The sequence below is a fragment of the Ohtaekwangia kribbensis genome, assembly GCF_042676245.1.
Lineage (GTDB): Bacteria > Bacteroidota > Bacteroidia > Cytophagales > Cyclobacteriaceae > Ohtaekwangia > Ohtaekwangia kribbensis.
This window is the reverse complement of sequence record NZ_JBHTKA010000001.1, coordinates 1,260,354-1,277,919: the sequence shown is the minus strand read 5'-3', so window position 1 is coordinate 1,277,919 and position 17,566 is coordinate 1,260,354. Positions and strand designations below refer to the sequence as shown.

Annotated in this window: 9 protein-coding genes; 6 read left to right on the top strand and 3 right to left on the bottom strand. The window is 44.7% G+C overall.

All coding sequences use genetic code 11. From position 1 onward, the window contains the following. The first annotated feature begins 1 nt into the window (after position 1). The 4 genes from ACFQ21_RS04940 (at position 2) to ACFQ21_RS04925 (ending at position 9,624) form a co-directional block, all read left to right on the top strand. Positions 2-1,774, top strand: coding sequence for a response regulator (locus tag ACFQ21_RS04940; RefSeq protein ID WP_377575663.1), 1,773 nt, complete (start codon positions 2-4; stop codon positions 1,772-1,774). Continuing rightward, complete coding sequence (locus tag ACFQ21_RS04935; protein WP_377575662.1) at positions 1,774-6,063, top strand: hybrid sensor histidine kinase/response regulator; 4,290 nt, start codon at positions 1,774-1,776, stop codon at positions 6,061-6,063. Before ACFQ21_RS04940 ends, ACFQ21_RS04935 begins: the two co-directional genes overlap by 1 nt. 293 nt (positions 6,064-6,356) lie before the next feature. Then, positions 6,357-8,150, top strand: a complete 1,794-nt coding sequence (locus ACFQ21_RS04930; protein WP_377575659.1) for a hypothetical protein — start codon at positions 6,357-6,359, stop codon at positions 8,148-8,150. 61 nt (positions 8,151-8,211) lie between these two features. Next, on the top strand, positions 8,212-9,624 hold the full coding sequence (locus ACFQ21_RS04925) for a T9SS type A sorting domain-containing protein (protein ID WP_377575657.1): 1,413 nt from the start codon (positions 8,212-8,214) through the stop codon (positions 9,622-9,624). Positions 9,625-9,654: 30 nt separating this feature from the next. On the opposite strand, the gene ACFQ21_RS04920 is transcribed toward ACFQ21_RS04925, so the two are convergent. Both ACFQ21_RS04920 and ACFQ21_RS04915 read right to left on the bottom strand, forming a co-directional pair. Next, complete coding sequence (locus ACFQ21_RS04920) at positions 9,655-13,884, bottom strand: hybrid sensor histidine kinase/response regulator (protein WP_377575654.1); 4,230 nt, start codon at positions 13,882-13,884, stop codon at positions 9,655-9,657. Positions 13,885-14,117: 233 nt separating this feature from the next. Further along, positions 14,118-15,107: a helix-turn-helix transcriptional regulator gene (locus ACFQ21_RS04915; protein ID WP_377575651.1), complete on the bottom strand. Its 990-nt coding sequence runs from the start codon at positions 15,105-15,107 to the stop codon at positions 14,118-14,120. 101 nt (positions 15,108-15,208) lie between these two features. Between ACFQ21_RS04915 and ACFQ21_RS04910 the strand changes: the two genes are divergently transcribed. Both ACFQ21_RS04910 and ACFQ21_RS04905 read left to right on the top strand, forming a co-directional pair. Beyond that, positions 15,209-15,937: a siderophore-interacting protein gene (locus tag ACFQ21_RS04910; protein WP_377575648.1), complete on the top strand. Its 729-nt coding sequence runs from the start codon at positions 15,209-15,211 to the stop codon at positions 15,935-15,937. A 103-nt stretch (positions 15,938-16,040) separates the two neighbouring features. After that, complete coding sequence (locus ACFQ21_RS04905) at positions 16,041-16,994, top strand: bifunctional helix-turn-helix transcriptional regulator/GNAT family N-acetyltransferase (protein WP_377575644.1); 954 nt, start codon at positions 16,041-16,043, stop codon at positions 16,992-16,994. A gap of 53 nt (positions 16,995-17,047) precedes the next feature. Here the strand turns inward: ACFQ21_RS04905 and ACFQ21_RS04900 are convergent, their stop codons facing one another. Continuing rightward, the gene (locus tag ACFQ21_RS04900; RefSeq protein WP_377575641.1) at positions 17,048-17,407 is read right to left on the bottom strand and encodes a SnoaL-like domain-containing protein; all 360 of its coding nucleotides are present in this window, start codon (positions 17,405-17,407) and stop codon (positions 17,048-17,050) included. Between the last annotated feature and the right edge of the window lie 159 nt (positions 17,408-17,566).

Genomic DNA, 17,566 nt, shown 5'->3' with positions numbered 1-17,566 from the left:
TATGACATCTCTTTTTGCAGCTACTTCGACAATGTTTATGCTTTCATTCGGATGGATGGAGATTCTTGTCATTACCGCGCTGCTATGCGTTTTACTGATTGTGTTGTCGATAAAAATAAATCGCCTCAAACACGATAAGCTCGAGTTGAAACGCATGCTGAACGAAAAATCAGAGTTGCTGCTATATTCCGGTAAACGCGAACAAAAAGCACTGGAGGATAAAGCAGAAGTAGAAAAGAAAAAGAAAAACCTGCTGAGCCGTATCAACCACGAAATACGAACTCCCATGAACGGTGTTATGGGAATGGTTACGTTGCTGTCGGAAACACAACTGACCAACGAACAGAAAGATTTTAATGATACCATTCGCAATTGTAGCGAAAGCTTACTCACCGTTATCAATGATATACTTTTGAGCGATGTGTTGTCCTATGCAAAAGTGGAGTCTAATGCAGCCGAGCTTGAACAAAACGATTTCGATCTGCGCAACGCGATAGAAGAAGTGTTTGATATTTTCGCAGGGCAGGCCGCGCAGAAAGATATAGAGTTAATATACCAGGTAGACCACCGCATACCTTCGCAGATCATTGGTGATAATACGCGACTTCGCCAGGTACTTACCAACCTGATTGAGAACTCGGTGAAGTTTACCAAGCAGGGAGAGATATTTGTGGAAGTATGGGTACGTAACGAAGAGCCGAATGGTGTAATGGACCTTGGCTTTGAAGTGCGCGACTCCGGTGTAGGTATAGCAGAAGATGAACTGCGTTTCCTCAGCAATACCATTACACAATCAGGCGCGCAACAGTCCGGTATAGGATTGTTTTTGAGCAATCGTCTGGTAGGGGTTATGGGCGGATCGTTCAGCATCGAAAGCTGGGTAAATGAAGGTACCGTTGTTAAATTTAATGTTCCTGTTAATACCGGTTCGCATACATTGCGCAGCAATCCGGATATGGTGGGCGTGGAAGGTAAACGCGTACTCATCGTAGAAGACAACACTACATTACGTAATGTTCTGAAAGAAGAAATTTCATATTGGAAACTGATTCCGGTAATTGCCGACTCAGGTGCACAGGCATTGGAGTTATTGTCTCATGGTGCCGGTATAGATTTAGTGTTGGCCGAAATGCAGATGCCGGAAATGAATGGCATGGAATTGTCGCTCGCCATACGCAAGAAACATCCGCAGTTGCCGATTATACTCATGAGCACGATCGGTGATGAGAGCAGTAAAAAATATCCGGAGTTATTCAGCTCGGTGGTAACGAAACCAATACGCCACAGTATATTAAGCCAGCACATGCTCAGCGCGTTGCTGAACAGAGGCGATGTCTCTGCCGTTAATGCTGCTCCGGCTAAAGCAAAACTGACAACAGACTTCTCCAAGAAGTATCCGCTGCGCATACTCATTGCGGAGGATAACCGTATGAACCAGAAGCTGGCCATGCGTATACTCGGCAAGCTCGGGTACGATCCGGATATAGCCGAGAATGGTAAAGAAGTTCTCGAAGAAGTGAGTAAACGTAATTACGATCTGATCCTGATGGATGTGCAGATGCCGGAGATGGATGGCCTGGAAGCAACGCGCATGATCCGCGTGTGTCTGGAGAGCCAGCCAGTAATTATAGCGATGACGGCCAATGCCATGCAGGGCGATCGTGAAGAATGTTTGAAGAACGGAATGGATGACTATATCAGCAAGCCGGTAAACCTTGAAGAGCTGGTAATCATTTTGGAGAAGTGGGCTGTACAGGTAAAAGTAAGACAGTAATGCTTCGCAGGATACCGAACTATATTGATATATATATGGGCTGCATCGTGTTGTGCATGATGTTGTCAGTGGCAGCTTTTGCCCAAAACAAAAATTTAAGTTTCCGCCATATCGGTAAGCGTGATGGACTATCGCACAGTAATACAGTATGTATACTCGAAGACAGCCGCGGCTTTATGTGGTTCGGTACCAGCGATGGTCTGAACAAGTACGATGGCTATACATTTACCGTGTATCGTAATAATCCGAAAGATCCAAACTCCATAAGCGGTAACTTCATTCAAGCCATTATAGAAGATAAAAAAGGCAATTTGTGGATTGCAACATCCGGTGGAGGCGTGAGCCGTTTTAATCGCGATAAGGAAAACTTCACACACTATAAGAACGATCCCCGGAATGTAAATTCAATCTCTGGTGATGACGTAACAACCGTAATGCTCGATCACGAAGGGCTGCTGTGGATTGGTACGGACAATAATGGTGTGGATGTATATAATGAAAAGGACAATTCTTTTGTTCACTATACCTATAATAAAAACAATCCCGCCAGTTTAAGCGGCAATGCGATTACACACATATTTGAAGATCACGCGCATAATGTATGGATTGCAACGCGGGCCGGTATCAGTCTCTTCGATCGGAAGACTAAGACATTCAGCCGTTTTCAGCATGACGAAAAGAACCCGCGATCTCTCAGCGGTAACAATGCTAAAATAATCTACGAAGACAACCATCACCAGATGTGGTTTGGTATATGGGGCGCAGGTCTTAATAAATTTAACGCGGCTACAAAAGATTTTGAACACTTCAGACATCCACAGGGATTGGCAAATGATTTTGTGATGTCCATAAGCGAATCGTTTGATGGTGATCTGTGGGTTGGTACTGAAAATGGCGGACTGAGTGTACTCGATCAGCATGCGAATAAAATATATACTTATCGTCATGATGATATAGATCCGGCAAGCCTGAGCATTAACTCCGTTTGGTCTATATACAAAGATCGCAAGGGTAATATGTGGGTAGGTACATTTTCCGGAGGTATAAATTTGTTAAGCAAAGATGGATCACGCTTTACGCATTACCGACATACTTCTTCGCCTGTAAGCCTGAGTTATAATAAGGTTCTTCATATATTCGAAGATTCCAAAAAGAATATATGGATTGGTACAGATGGTGGCGGTGTAAACCTGTTTGATCGCAAGACTGGAAACTTCAAACACTTTCTGCACGATCCGAACAATCCTGCCAGTATCTGCGGTAACTATGTGCTGAATGTTAATGAAGATAGCAATGGTAATTTCTGGATCGGTACATGGTCAGATGGTTTAACGGTATATAATCCCACGAAAGATACATACGTACACTATAAAGTAAATCCCAAAGACTCCACTACCATTAACTGCAATAACGCGTGGGCATTTCTGGAAGATAGTCACAAGAATATATGGATTGGGACATTCTACGGAGGGTTAAATTTGTTTAATCCGAAAGACAGTTCATTCACGCATTTTGTACATGACGATAATGATCCGAACAGTCTTAGCGGAAATAAAGTATACCTGGTCTTTGAAGATTCAAAAGGCAGGCTTTGGGTTGGTACACAAGGTAACGGACTTAATCTTTTTGATCCGGTAACAAAGAAGTTTACAGCCTTCTTACATAAAGACGGTGTGAACAGCATCAGCAATAATGCTGTGAACCAGATGTATGAAGACAAGAACGGAAATTTCTGGATTGGCACGATGTCGGGTTTAAATTACCTCGACATGAAAACCAAAAAGTTCAAGATATACCGCACAACGGATGGGCTACCCAGCGATGCCATCTATGGTATACTGGAAGACTCAAAAGGAAATCTCTGGTTAGGTACGAATAACGGTTTGTCGAAGTTTACTCCACCAACGGGTACATTCAAGAATTTTGGTATGGCGGATGGATTGCGCTGCACCGAGTTTAAACAGAGTGCTTTTCTGAAAGGTAGCGATGGTGCCATGTACTTTGGTGGCGAAGATGGTTTCATCGAGTTTTTTCCTGACAGTATTAGAAGCACGAGTTACCAGGTGCCCATCGTGTTAACCGGCTTTCAGTTATTCAATGCACCGGTATCTATTGCTGATAGCGTGAATGATTCTCCGCTTTCGAAGAGTATTACGGAAACCGATGGCATTACATTGTCGCACAGTGCTTCTGTTATATCGTTTGAGTTCGCATCCCTGAACTATATTTCAAACGAACGGAAAGTATATAGCTACATGCTGGAAGGCTTCGACAAGGAGTGGAGTATAGAGCGCGACATACGCAGTGTTACCTACACCAACCTCGACCCCGGTCAGTATATATTTAAAGTACGCGGCCGCGACAGCGAAGGCAATTGGACAACGGATACGCTGCAGTTGCACCTAACCATAACGCCACCGTTCTGGCGTACCTGGTGGTTTATGACCAGCGCTATATTACTGGTAATCGGAACTGTCTTCCTCGGGTATCAGGCACGCATGCGGTCTATGCAGAAATTGCAGGAGGCACTGGAGAAAGAAGTGAATGAACGCACAGCAGAAGCGATTGAACGCAAAGAAATACTCGAAGCGCAGACGGAAGATATGCAAACGCTGAACGAGCAGCTTCAGGAGCAAACTAATTTTCTGCAGTCGATAAATGAAGAGATACACCTGCAGCGCGAAGAGGCAGAAGCAGCACGGAATGAAGCCGAGCGCGCCAACCAGGCCAAGAGTATATTTCTGGCTACCATGAGTCACGAGATACGCACCCCGATGAACGGTGTGCTGGGTATGGCTGCGTTGTTAGCGGAAACCAAACTTACCGCGGAACAACAGGAATATACCAATACCATTCGCGGAAGTGGGGAAGCACTGCTTACGGTGATTAATGATATCCTGGATTTCTCGAAGATTGAATCGGGTAATCTTGAATTGGACAGTCACTCGTTCAGCCTGCGTCAGTGCATCGAAGATGTGATGGATGTGTTCTCCGGAAAAGCAGCACAGAAAGGCCTTGATCTTTTATACTATATAGATCCGCTCATTCCGGATCAGATCATCAGCGACAGTCACAGGCTGCGACAGATATTGATCAATCTCATTGGTAACGCCATGAAATTTACTCACCACGGTGAAATATACATTGGTGTGGATTTACTGAGTAATGGCGGTGATAAACTGGAACTGTCGTTTCATGTGCGCGATACGGGTATAGGTATACCATCGGATAAATTGTCGAGGCTGTTCAAGGCTTTCTCGCAGGTTGATTCCTCTACGACACGCAAGTATGGGGGCACAGGGCTTGGCCTTGTCATCAGCCAACGATTGGTAGAGTTGATGGGAGGAACTATTGGTGTTGAGAGCGAACCCGGTGTAGGTACTACATTTACCTTTACCTTAAATGGTACAGTAAGTAATGAACGCCCGGCAACTATACAGGTTGCTGCCGAGGGTGATCATGTAGGCAAGCGTGTGTTGCTGGTAGATGACAACGCAACGAATCTCGCTATTCTGAAAAGTCAGATGGAGCAATGGAAGCTGATTTCGGTACTGGCTGTATCCGGTAAAGAAGCGCTTGATATACTTTCATCCGGCACGGGAAGGTTCGACTTGGTGATTACCGATATGCAGATGCCTGATATAGATGGTGTGCAACTTACGCAGGCACTGAAGAAGAGCAATGCTGATCTGCCGGTTATACTCTTAAGCTCTGTAGGTGATGAAAATAAAAAGCAGTATACAGAATTATTTGCTGTTGTCTTAAATAAACCTGTGAGACAACAGGCGCTATACCGTGCTATACAAACAGCACTTCAGCCTGTGCAAAAGGCAAGTGTGGTGGAAGATACAGCACCGAAACAATTACTGTCGGAAGAATTTGCAAAACGTTACCCGCTGCGTATACTCATAGCAGAAGACAACCCGGTGAATCAGAAATTAACAACACGTATACTCAGCAAGCTTGGTTATAACGATGTTGAAGTTGCCAATAATGGTCTGGAAGCGTTGGACAAATTTGACGAAGATTTTTACGATGTAATCCTGATGGATGTACAGATGCCGGAGATGGATGGCCTGGAAGCCACGCGCATGATCCGCCTGAAACGATACCATCAACCCATTATCATATCCATGACAGCCAACGCCATGCAAGGCGATCGCGATGAATGTATGAAAGCAGGCATGGACGATTATGTAAGCAAGCCCGTAAAACTCGAAGCCCTCGTTGCTGTATTGGAGAAGTGGGCGTTGCACATGCAGTCGAATCAGGGAAGCATTACTATTTAGAAGTAAGAAGTAGGAAGTAAGATCAGATAAGGCTAGTAGTGAAATGTCGCTTCGGAGAATCTTAGAATCAGTTGTAACACTTCTTCCTGAAAAAGTATTTCAGCATACATCCACATTCTTACTTCTTACTCCAGGCTTCTTACTTCTACTTCTAAAAGAAGTTTGAACTTCGAAAAGAAAATTAGCCTTAAGCATAAGCCTAATCCAAAATCAGCTTTTTCCTGATTCATAGCAGTATATATGTTTCCACCTTTGTTAGTGTTCCTCACACTATACTTAATCCCAAGCTGTATATGATGAAACGATTTTTACTTCTTATCTATTTATTGATCCATCTTATTTTTAGTGTTCATGCACAGGTCAAAGTGGGGAATAACCCGACTACGATCGACCCCAACTCGTTGCTTGAACTTGAAAGTACCAACAAGGGATTACTTCCTCCGCGTGTTATCATTAATAACTTGTCTTCGGTATCTCCGCTCACTGGAACTGTACCGGCAGGGATGCTGGTATATAGCAGTGGGGGAGCGGTTGCTGATGGATATTATTATTGGAACGGTGGTCAATGGGTGCCGTTTATTACTTCGGGCGAACCGAGCCTTACTTCAAAAACAACAACTTCCATTATTGCCAAGAGCGAAACCTTTGTGGTGGCGAGCAATGATATAACGCTGACCCTGCCGGCCGTTACTGCTGCAGACAATGGTCTCTCCATAACCGTTAAGAACATTGGAACACATACCGATGAAGTAGATGTTATTCCCAACGGCTCTGCTACCATTGAAGGTTCCACGATATCGAAACATTTTCGATGGGTAGGGAAAACATATATAGCCATGAACGGCAACTGGATTATGAAAGGAAGTGAAGAAAGGGATGATAATGTGTTTGAAGTAAAACCCGGTGGAAGTTGGACAACGATTGAAGAGATACTGGAGTTTCTGGATTTACACATGGTGGGGCCTTCGATCATTAAACTCGTAGGTGGTGATTATCCTATATCTTCTACGCAAACAATAGACCTGCCGCATCCGCTCACGATTCAGGGAAGCTCGTACGGCACATCGTATCTTACGGCTGCCTCAGGTTTAGGTGGATCACCTATGTTTAGTTGTGTATCCGAAAGTTATTTCAAGATGCTGGCCTTTGATGCTACAACACTCGGTGGCTATGGATCAAATTCCGGTGATGTTGCGATACAATTGGTAACGGGTGGTGAATACTTCGAAGTAAAGGATTGCACATTTGACAGCTTTAACAAAGCAATCGCTGCCATCAGTAACGTTGAGTTGTGGGTGTTTGAAGTTGACATCACCAATGCTGTTGCAGCTGGTATAGAACTGGCTGCCGGTGGATCAAGCGGAGTTTCTTTCAAGATATCAGAGACGGACTTTATCGGTTGTGCGAAAGGTATAAATTTCTTGTCGGGATCTGCTTCCGTAACTTCGGTGCTAAACTGTGGCTTCTACAATGCTTCTGGTGGTATAGGTATAAATTACGTACCAGGCTCATTTACTTCTATCTCCAGTATGTTCATTACCAATAACACCTGGAACAACGTTGGTACCTTCATGAGCGGCTTTGATTTTTCACGCTCCGATGGCCGGGATGCAAACGTGTTTATTCGTAACAACTCCGGTGGTCCGGATCAGAACCCGCACAGCAGGATAAATGTGAATAACAATAGTGCCACTACAACGGTAACAACAGCCGGAACATGGTATAAAGCCAATTGGACAGCAGGCAATCAAACATCACTCACTACCAAATGGACAATTGCTACAAACCGGATTACGTATCAGCCTGTTAATAAAAGTGAAGGATGGGCCATCATCTCCGGCAATATAGCCGTGCCCAGCAACAACCGGACTATATCGATAGCCATTGTAAAAAACGGAGTGGTGGCAACACGATTTGGTGAAACTGATCTTCGCCTGACAACGGCTAACGATCCTTACCAGTTTGCTACGACCATTTACTTGACAGACATAGCACCCGGAGATTATTTTGAAATATACTGTACTTCAGCCAACAGTGGCGATGCGATTACCTTCCGCGATATACAGTGGTATACTGAAACAAAATAGTGCGCTATAGTAATCCTATATTTTTAACCGAATGTCATACAGACTATACTATAAACAGCGTATGAAGCAGATAGCGATATATAGCGCCTTGTTTTTGATTTGTACGTTTGCCAATGCACAAAGTCAGTTTACCAATACCGGAAACGTGCAGGTGTTTTCGGGAGCTTCTGTAGCGTTCTTTGGTGATTTTGTTAATAACGGAACGTTTACGGATCTGGGGGGTGTATACTTTTACGGAAGCTCAAGTCAGATCATTACTGGTACATCGCCCATTACATTTTATAATCTGCGAGGGAATAATGCCGCGGGTATAACCATGCAGCGTGATGTTGCCATCAGCAATGCGCTCACGTTAACAGCAGGACCTTTGATCCTGAACGGAACAACGCTTACTATAAATAACAGCGCATCCAATGCCATTACGCGTGTTACCGGGTATATATTAAGTGAGCGAACCGATAATACAAGTAAGTTACGGTGGAATATAGGCACCAATACAAGTGCGCACGTTTTTCCTTTCGGCACAGCATCCGGTGGCTATATACCATTTACGCTTACCCTTACGGCCGGAAATATAGGCAACGTTACGGTATCCACATTTCCTACGGCCACGAATAATACACCGTATCCTTCTTCGCCTGTCGCAGTAACGAATATATACCGGAACGGAGCCGATAACAGTGTAAATGTAGTAGACCGGTTCTGGCAGGTTGATAAAGATGGAGTAAGTGGTACTGCTACATTACGTTTTGATGCGGCAGCAGGCGAGGTAGGCACTATAACGCAGTTACGTGCACAGCGTTGGAATTCATCGGCCAATGGATGGGATGCTCCGCTGGCAGGACAAACCAGTACTGCAACCAGTGCCACGGTTCCCGGTGTAACTACTTTTTCTCCGTGGACATTATCGGGTAACAATGCGCCTTTGCCGGTTGAGCTGTTAAGCTTTTCGGCACAGCCGAATGAAGAAGGAAATATAGATATATACTGGGAAACATCTTCTGAAACCAACAACGATTACTTTGCCGTACAGCGAAGCAACGATGGTATAAATTTTTCGGAGATAGGGCGCGTGTCGGGTGCTGGTACGAGTCAGATTTTAAACAGCTATAGTTATACTGATGAAGACCCGCTGTCCGGTCGGTCGTATTACCGTTTGCGCCAGGTTGATTTCGATGGTATGTATAAATTCTCGGATATAGTACGGGTAGATCTGCAAGGACAGTTGAGACTCACGGCATTCCCCAATCCGGTAAAAGAAGATAAGTTTCTTCTTGATTTCCATACGCAGCTGGAAAGTCCAACGTATATATCATTGCACGATCGCACGGGCAGGTTAATATATACCGGTGTGGCACGGTCCGGCACCAGCACCTATGAAGTAAATCTCTCAGCAAGTCCTTCCAGCGGAGTATATCTGCTGCGGGCCGTTAACGAAGAGTCTACGTTGCAGAAGTCGGTGATGATAGAATAGTATAGTATATATGCTGCTTGTGCGGACGGATTAACGCTGGTTTTTTGCCTGTATAGCCCAGCGTTCAATCGTCTTCATTAACTCTTCAAGATTAACCGGCTTGCTGATATAGTCATTCATACCAGCCTTTATACATTGTTCGCGGTCGCCCTGCATGGCGTTGGCAGTCATGGCGATGATAACGGGTTGTGTGCCGTTGTGCTGGCGAATACGTTGTGTGGTTTCAAGTCCATCCATCTCCGGCATCTGTACATCCATCAGAATCATATTGTGGTGCGAAGCCATGAACGAGTCCAGCGCTTCGCGTCCGTTGGAGGCAACATCCGGATTATAGCCAAGCTTGTTCAGTACGCGGGTAGCCAGCTTCTGGTTTACCAGGTTATCTTCTGCGATCAGAATATGCAATGGGAATTGCTGCGCAAAGTCATCGCGTAGCTTTTGATTCACCTGGTCGGCCGGAGCCGGAGTTTTATCATGTTTGCGCAGGTTCATAAGTATAATTTTGTAGAGCATGCTATGCTTTACAGGCTTGGTTAATATAGAAGAGAATATTTTCGTAAAACGTTCACTGCGATCATCCCCAATTGAACTTAAAAGGACCATCGACAGTTCCGGATAGCGCTCCCGAATCATTTTTCCCAGCTCCAATCCATTTATTCCGGGCATTTGCATATCTGTCAGCACCAGGTCAAAATCGGAAGTCTTGGAGAGTATATCCATGGCATTCTCTCCGGAATTGGCCAGTACAGGTTCAGCCTGCCACAGCTGCAGTTGGTTTTTCAGAATAAGACGGTTCGTAGCGTTGTCGTCCACTACCAAAATCTTTTTATCTCGCAGCGCATCTTTGTCATATATATAGGTTGGCGGTTTCTCTTTGCTTAACCTGGTTTTAATCGTGAAGAAAAAAGTTGTCCCTTTGCCAACCGTACTCTCAATCCAGATGTGTCCACCCATCAGGCCAACCAGTTTTTCAGATATAGCGAGTCCTAATCCGGTGCCACCATATTTACGTGTGGTAGATGCATCAACCTGCGAAAAAGCTTTGAACAAACGGTTCAGTTTGTCTTCGGGTATACCTATACCGGTATCGCGAACAGTAATGCGCAATTGATACCGGTCGCCATCTTTACCTTGCACATGCGCACTCACAAAGATTTCACCCCGTTGGGTAAATTTGATAGCGTTTCCTACGAGGTTGATCAAAATCTGTCGCAGGCGCAGACTATCACCAACAATATATTCCGGTACATCAGGGTCCAGTTCGTAAAGTAGATCGAGTCGCAGATCAGACGCTTTGTTGGCAAACAGGTCCAGCACTTCTTCCACACAATTGCGCAGATCAAAATCCTTTTCCTCCAGTTCCATTTTACCGGATTCAATCTTGGAGAAATCCAGTATATCATTGATCACACCTAACAGACTTTCCCCGGAGCTTCGTATAATTTCTGTATACTCGCGTTGCTCGGAAGAAAGCGGAGTCTCGGCCAGTAACGATGCCATGCCGATCACACCGTTCATAGGTGTACGTATTTCATGACTCATGGTAGCCAGAAATATACTCTTGGCCTGGTTGGCACGTTCGGCTTCACTGCGAGCTTCTTCTGCCTCTATACGTTGCTGTTCAATTTCATCATTGAGGTTTTGCAGAAATTCAGTCTGCGCCTGCAACTGGTCGTTCAGCGTCTGCATGTTTTCAGCCTGCGCTTCGAGTGCTTCTTTCCGCTCTACCGCTTCCGCTGTATGGATCTTTACCTGGTGTTCCAGCGCTGCACGTTGTTTATCGACAGCCTTTACCCGGATGCGGACAAAGATAAATATAGTGCCTGCAATGAGACACGCTATCAAAATTCTGAACCACCATGTATACCAATACGGTGGTGTAATAACAATGCGTATGCTCGCGCCGGTTTCGTTCCACAAACCGTCATTGTTAGAGGCCTTTACGTGAAATATATACTCGCCCGGGTCGAGGTTGGTATAGGTTGCCGTGCGTTTGTGTCCTACATAGTTCCATTCTTTATCGAAACCATCCAACTTGTAGGCATATTGATTTTTTTCGGGCAGTACAAAATTGAGCGCAGCAAACTCCAGCGTAAATACAGATTGATCGTAGGATAGCGTGATCTCTTTTGTTTCGTTGATCTGTTTCTCCAGTATAGAATCTTTACTGTGCACAGTAACCGGTTTATTGAAGATCTGAAGACCGGTAAAATATATAGGCGGTATAGACGTGTTGTCTTTGAGACTATCGGGGTAGAAACTATTCAGCCCGTTGGGGCCACCGAAGAATAATTCTCCGTCTGCAGTCTTGTAACAGGAATGAGACTTGAACTCATTTCCCTGCAAGCCATCGGCAGTAGTATAGTTGCGAACTGCTTTTGTTTTCGGGTTAAAGCGAGAGAGACCCTTGTTGGTAGCGACCCACAAATTACCATGATTGTCTTCCAGTATACTTCGGATCATGTTGTTGGGAAGTCCGTCATGCTCCGTATAGGGAGTGAACGTCTGGGTGGTTTTGTTGTAGAGATTCAGTCCACCGGAAGTACCGAACCACATGTTGCCGAGATGATCGCACAGCATGGTGCCCACTACATCATGCCCCAGACTTTTGGGATCAAATTTATTATTGTAGAACCTTGTAAATTTTCCGGTCTTCTTGTCCAGCCTATTCAAACCGGAAGTAGTACCGACCCATATATTCCCCTCGGCATCCTCGCCCAATGTATAAATGAAATTATCACTGAGACTGTTCTTGTCATGGGGGTGTTGCTGATACCAGGTGAATTCTTTCTTATCCGGATGATATATACCTATACCGCTTCCCCACGTGCCAATCCAGATGTGCCCATCGCGGTCTTTGAACACGGCCGTCAGCGTAGTGTGTGCGAGGCTCGTGGGATTTCCTTCCTCCGGCATGTGGTGTATAAATATACCGGTGCGCGTATCGAACAGGTCTAGTCCACCGCGATGATATCCTAAGGCCAGCACTCCGGGTGTTGCTTCCACAACAGAGAGTATATAATCACTCGCAGGACTATTGGGATTTTTCGGGTTGTGTTGAAAATGTGTAAACGTGTGGGTTTTACGATGAAAGAGATTTAGTCCGCCACCATCGGTCCCAATCCACAGATCTCCTTTGTAATCTCCGGTTATAGCCAGCACAATGTTATTACTCAAACCTTTATGGTCAGGTTGCTGTTGATATAGATTGAATTTTTGTCCGAACTTCGGAACAAAATTTATACCTCCCGACCACGTTCCAATCCACATATTGCCGGTATCATCTTTATACAGGCTATAGATCGAATTATTGCTGAGGCTGTTGGGGTCAAACAAATTATAGGTATAGCGGGTGAAGGTCTGTGTCTTTTTATGAAATATACTAATGCCGCCATTCTCGGTTCCTACCCATAAGTTTCCATTGTCATCTTCAGCAAACGAAAGTATATCGTTGTGACCGATGGAAGTAGTATTGTTCGGATCGTGCCGGAAACTTTTGAATGAATCAGTTTGAGGATTGTAAAGTGCAATGCCACTGCCCAGTGTGCCGATCCATACCCGGCCCTGCGCATCGGTATATACAGCCTTGATTGTATTGGACCCAATGCTGCCCGGATCTTCAGGCCGATGCGTATACCGTTTAAAAGTTTTGCTTGCGGGGTTGAAGCGGTTGAGACCGTTATCTGTTGCCAGCCACAGGTCACCAGACAATTCCTGTGTAATGCGATAAATGAAATTCTGAGCGAGGTTGAGGATTCCGTTTTCCGCATAGGGATAATACTGGAAGGATTGATCTTTCGGGTTGAAGGCAAATAGCCCTTCCGTTGTACCCAGCCAGATTAACTTTTGCTTGCTGTCGAAAAGAATGTCGCGGGTAATGATGGTTGAATCGCCAGGTGTAAAATGTGTAAAAGTATCCTGTGCCCGGCTGAAACGATCGAGGCCGCTGGCTGTGGCGATCCACAGATTTCGCTCATCGTCTTCCATTATATCATGTATATAATTACTGCTGATGCTGGCCGGTATAGCATCGTCATGCTTATAGGTTTGAAACTGGTAGCCGTCATATTTGTTAAGGCCTTCATCGGTAGCAAACCACATGAAACCCTTATAACCTTTCAGAATAGCATTAACGTGATCTTGTGAAAGTCCATGCGAAGTGTTGAGATGTCGGAACATCAAATCCTTTTTCTGTCCCCATCCGACCTGTGCGATCATGAGAACGAAGAGAACCAGGAAGTGGTAACGGCTACTATGCATACAAAGGTGCCCGATTAAGCAAAGGAATATACTGAAAAATTGAAACGCTGCGAATACCCGGATATATATGTTACAGCATTTATTTATTTGATGTTGTAACGATAAATTATCCCGAAGACGTTCGAACTGAGCATAACAAAATTACCGCGCCAGCCCATGCGTGATACAATTACAAAGTGAAAGGAAAATACATTGTATGAAAGGTATATATAGCCTGTGCGCTATACGGAGTGTTATACACGCATACCACCGGGCGTGATGCCAAATCGTTTTTTAAATGCCGTGGAAAAATGCTGCACGTATTGGTAGCCACAGTATTCGGCAACTTCGTGGATTGATTTCTGCTGGTCGAGCAAAAGTTTTTTGGCTTCCTGCATACGTATCTCGTGCAGGTACCCGAATACCGTATTGCCAAACACTTCTTTAAAACCTTTCTTCAGCTTAAAGTCGTTCAGGCCTACCATGCGCGATAGCTCCAGCAGCGAATAAGGCTTGCTTATATTTTGTTCGAGCAGATGGCGGGCATGATGAATTTTCTCTGCATCGTTGGCCTTGATCACCGTAGACTGTTTTTTCTCCACGCTCGTTTCAAACTGCTCGATCTGCAGCATAAGCAGCTCCATAACTTTCGACTCCAGGAACAAGCGCTTCATAATGCCCTGCTTGCTGCATTGAAGAATCTGCTGAACCAGTGTCTCCATATAGGGCGTGATCGTCATGTGCAGGTGGTGTAGCATCGACAACTCTTTCTTGTCGATCTTTTCCGTAAAACGATTTAACAGCGTTGAGTCAGTTGAGACAAAGCGTTGAAAGTATGCTTCGGTAAGGTGTATTTCCAACATTTGTGACGTCTCTTTTTGCCTGGCTGATTCTATATAGCCCTCGAACTCAGGCATGTAAAACATATTGTGCTGGCGTTCGCGAACCACAAACTTCTGGCCGTTACCATAGACCTGTGCATACTGCGTTCCGGCCAGGTTGAAATGCATCTCAATGATCGGAGTATCACTTTCCAGTTTTAGTGATATATCATTCTGAAGACTGATGCTGCCGTGGCTGATGTGCACCCCTTCGAACCACGTTTCGCGCATGGTCGCTTTACCAAACCGGCAGTCGATCAGGGATATATTTTCAGCTATACCATCCTGACATTTCAGATCGGACGGCAGATTCCGTTCGTATATGATTTCCTCGAGGTCTGCATCGGTCAGCCGCACTACCATAAATAATCCTTTAAGAGTAAAACAAAATCCTTTTAAGGTACAAGGCCCTTAACGTATAAAGGGATCTTTGTGGCTAATCTAATCATATAAATATTATCACTATGCCACACATGCCAAAATGGATGGGAAACGTTGTGGAGACTGTCTTTAAAAGATTTATACACGATGTTACCGTATCGGATGTTGAGTATATACATGCTAATTTGAAGAAGGTAACGTTTACGGGCGACTTCTCGACTGTTGATTTCAAACTGACGCAGGCCGTTGCCTTTCGTGTAGACGATATACACTATAGGAATTATACGCCTAATTTTTTTGACAGCGAAGCCGGTATATGTTCGGTGTGTTTCTATTTACACGGCAATGGTCCCGGGAGCACCTTTGCATCCGGTCTTCAGGTGGGCGACAAGCTGAAGATGATCGGTCCGCGCGGAAAGAGTTTGTATGAAGCCGAAAGTAAATATCATTTCTTCTTTGGTGATGAGACATCGCTTGGACTTTTCAATAGTCTTAAGAATGAGATTCACGCCAACCAGCAGGAGTACCTGGGTGTGTTAACACTTCACCCGGATCTGTTTGATCTGCCCGATAAACTTGATCTGATGCTGGATGTAGTCCCGAAAGATACCGTGATGCCGTATGAACATTCTGCTGCTTACCTGAACGGTTTGCACGGCAAGCTATGGGACGTTTGGCGCGCGAGTACATTTTACCTGACGGGAAATGCCAATGCTATAAAAGGTGTACGCAAGGTGTTGTTAACCAAAGGTGTACCACCCCGAAACATTCGGGCGCAGGCGTTTTGGGCAGAAGGCAGGGAAGGGCTTTAAATATACCTCTGCTGTTACGATAAAGGTGTTCTGAAAAGATTCAGACGAAAAAGTTTTTGCATTCATTCATAATTTACGTAATTGGTTACATAATTGATTACGTATGGAATTCTTCAATCAGGTTGGCAAGCTTGCGTTGGGTAGCAGGCTGCGCATGTTAACAGAACGCATCACCGATGATGCGGCTCATATTTATAAACTTTACGATGTTGAACTACAACCGAAATGGTTCCCAGTATTTTACGTGCTCTCGCAAGGTGAGCCTCGAACCATCACAACCATTGCCCGCGAGATAGGACACTCGCATCCGTCTGTAAGCAAGATCATTGGCGAGATGACAAAGAAAGGGTATATCACAGAGAAGAAAGACAAGGCGGATGGTCGCACCACGCTGGTTACACTTTCACCCAAGGGGAAAGCTATAACCGAAAAGATCGCTGTACAGTATACGGATGTGAATAATGCGATCGAAGAGATACTCACACAAACCCGACACGACCTGTGGCAGGCGTTGGAAGAATGGGAGTTTCTGCTGGAACAGAAACCATTGCTGAAGCGTGTGCAGGAACAAAAGAAAAAGCGCGAAAGCCAGCATGTCAAGATTGTTGATTATACTCCGAAATATCAAAAAGCATTTCGCGACCTGAATGAACAGTGGATTACACAATACTTTAAAATGGAGGAAGCGGATTACAAAGCACTGGACAATCCGAAAAGTTATATATTAAAGAACGGTGGACATATTTTTGTCGCCTTGTACAATGATGTTCCTGTAGGTGTGTGTGCGTTGATCAAAATGGATGACCCGGTATATGATTTCGAGTTGGCCAAGATGGCGGTGTCGCCACTGGCACAGGGTAAAAATATAGGCTTTCTCCTCGGACAGGCCATTGTTAAAAAAGCAAAATCCCTCGGTGCATCCAGACTATATTTGGAGAGCAACACCATTCTTGCGCCTGCCATCAACCTCTATCACAAACTTGGTTTTAAAAAAGTAATCGGGCACGCAACACCGTATGAGCGTTGTAATATTCAAATGGAACTTATACTTAAATGAGGAGTTGAATATATACTATAGGTCATCAGTCTAAGCGCCCCGTATCGCAAAGGCTACATAAAGAATTGTTCAGATACGATCTTGCCATCCTTTACGTTGTAGACGCATAGCTCGCTCATGGTTGAGCGCGGTCTTCCTTTCATCGTCATATCCATGGAGAGTAAAAAGGCGATGCTATTCTGTGTAACCAACGGCTCGGTAACGGTGATCGAATGACTCTTTTCAACCATGGACTCGAATTTTTTTCCTTTTTCAATAATAGCAGTTAATCCGTGGGTCTCTTTTTCAAAGCCATTTGATGCTTCAGGTTCTATGCTGATCGCGTTATCAGCATAAAGTTCTTTTTGTGCCTGCTCATACTTTTCTTCACGGCATAAAGCAGCAAGTCTGTTTGCAATTTCTTGAGTTTTCATAGCTGGTGGGTTTATAGTACAACTTAAAAAAATTGTGCCTGATGGTATCGGAAGGAGATATAATTTTTACGGATGGATTTGTAAGAAGGAAGAATTTTGCATTATGCAGCACTCCGTGGTTGCAAAAATCTGCAGCCTTGACAGGAAAAGAAAATTGTT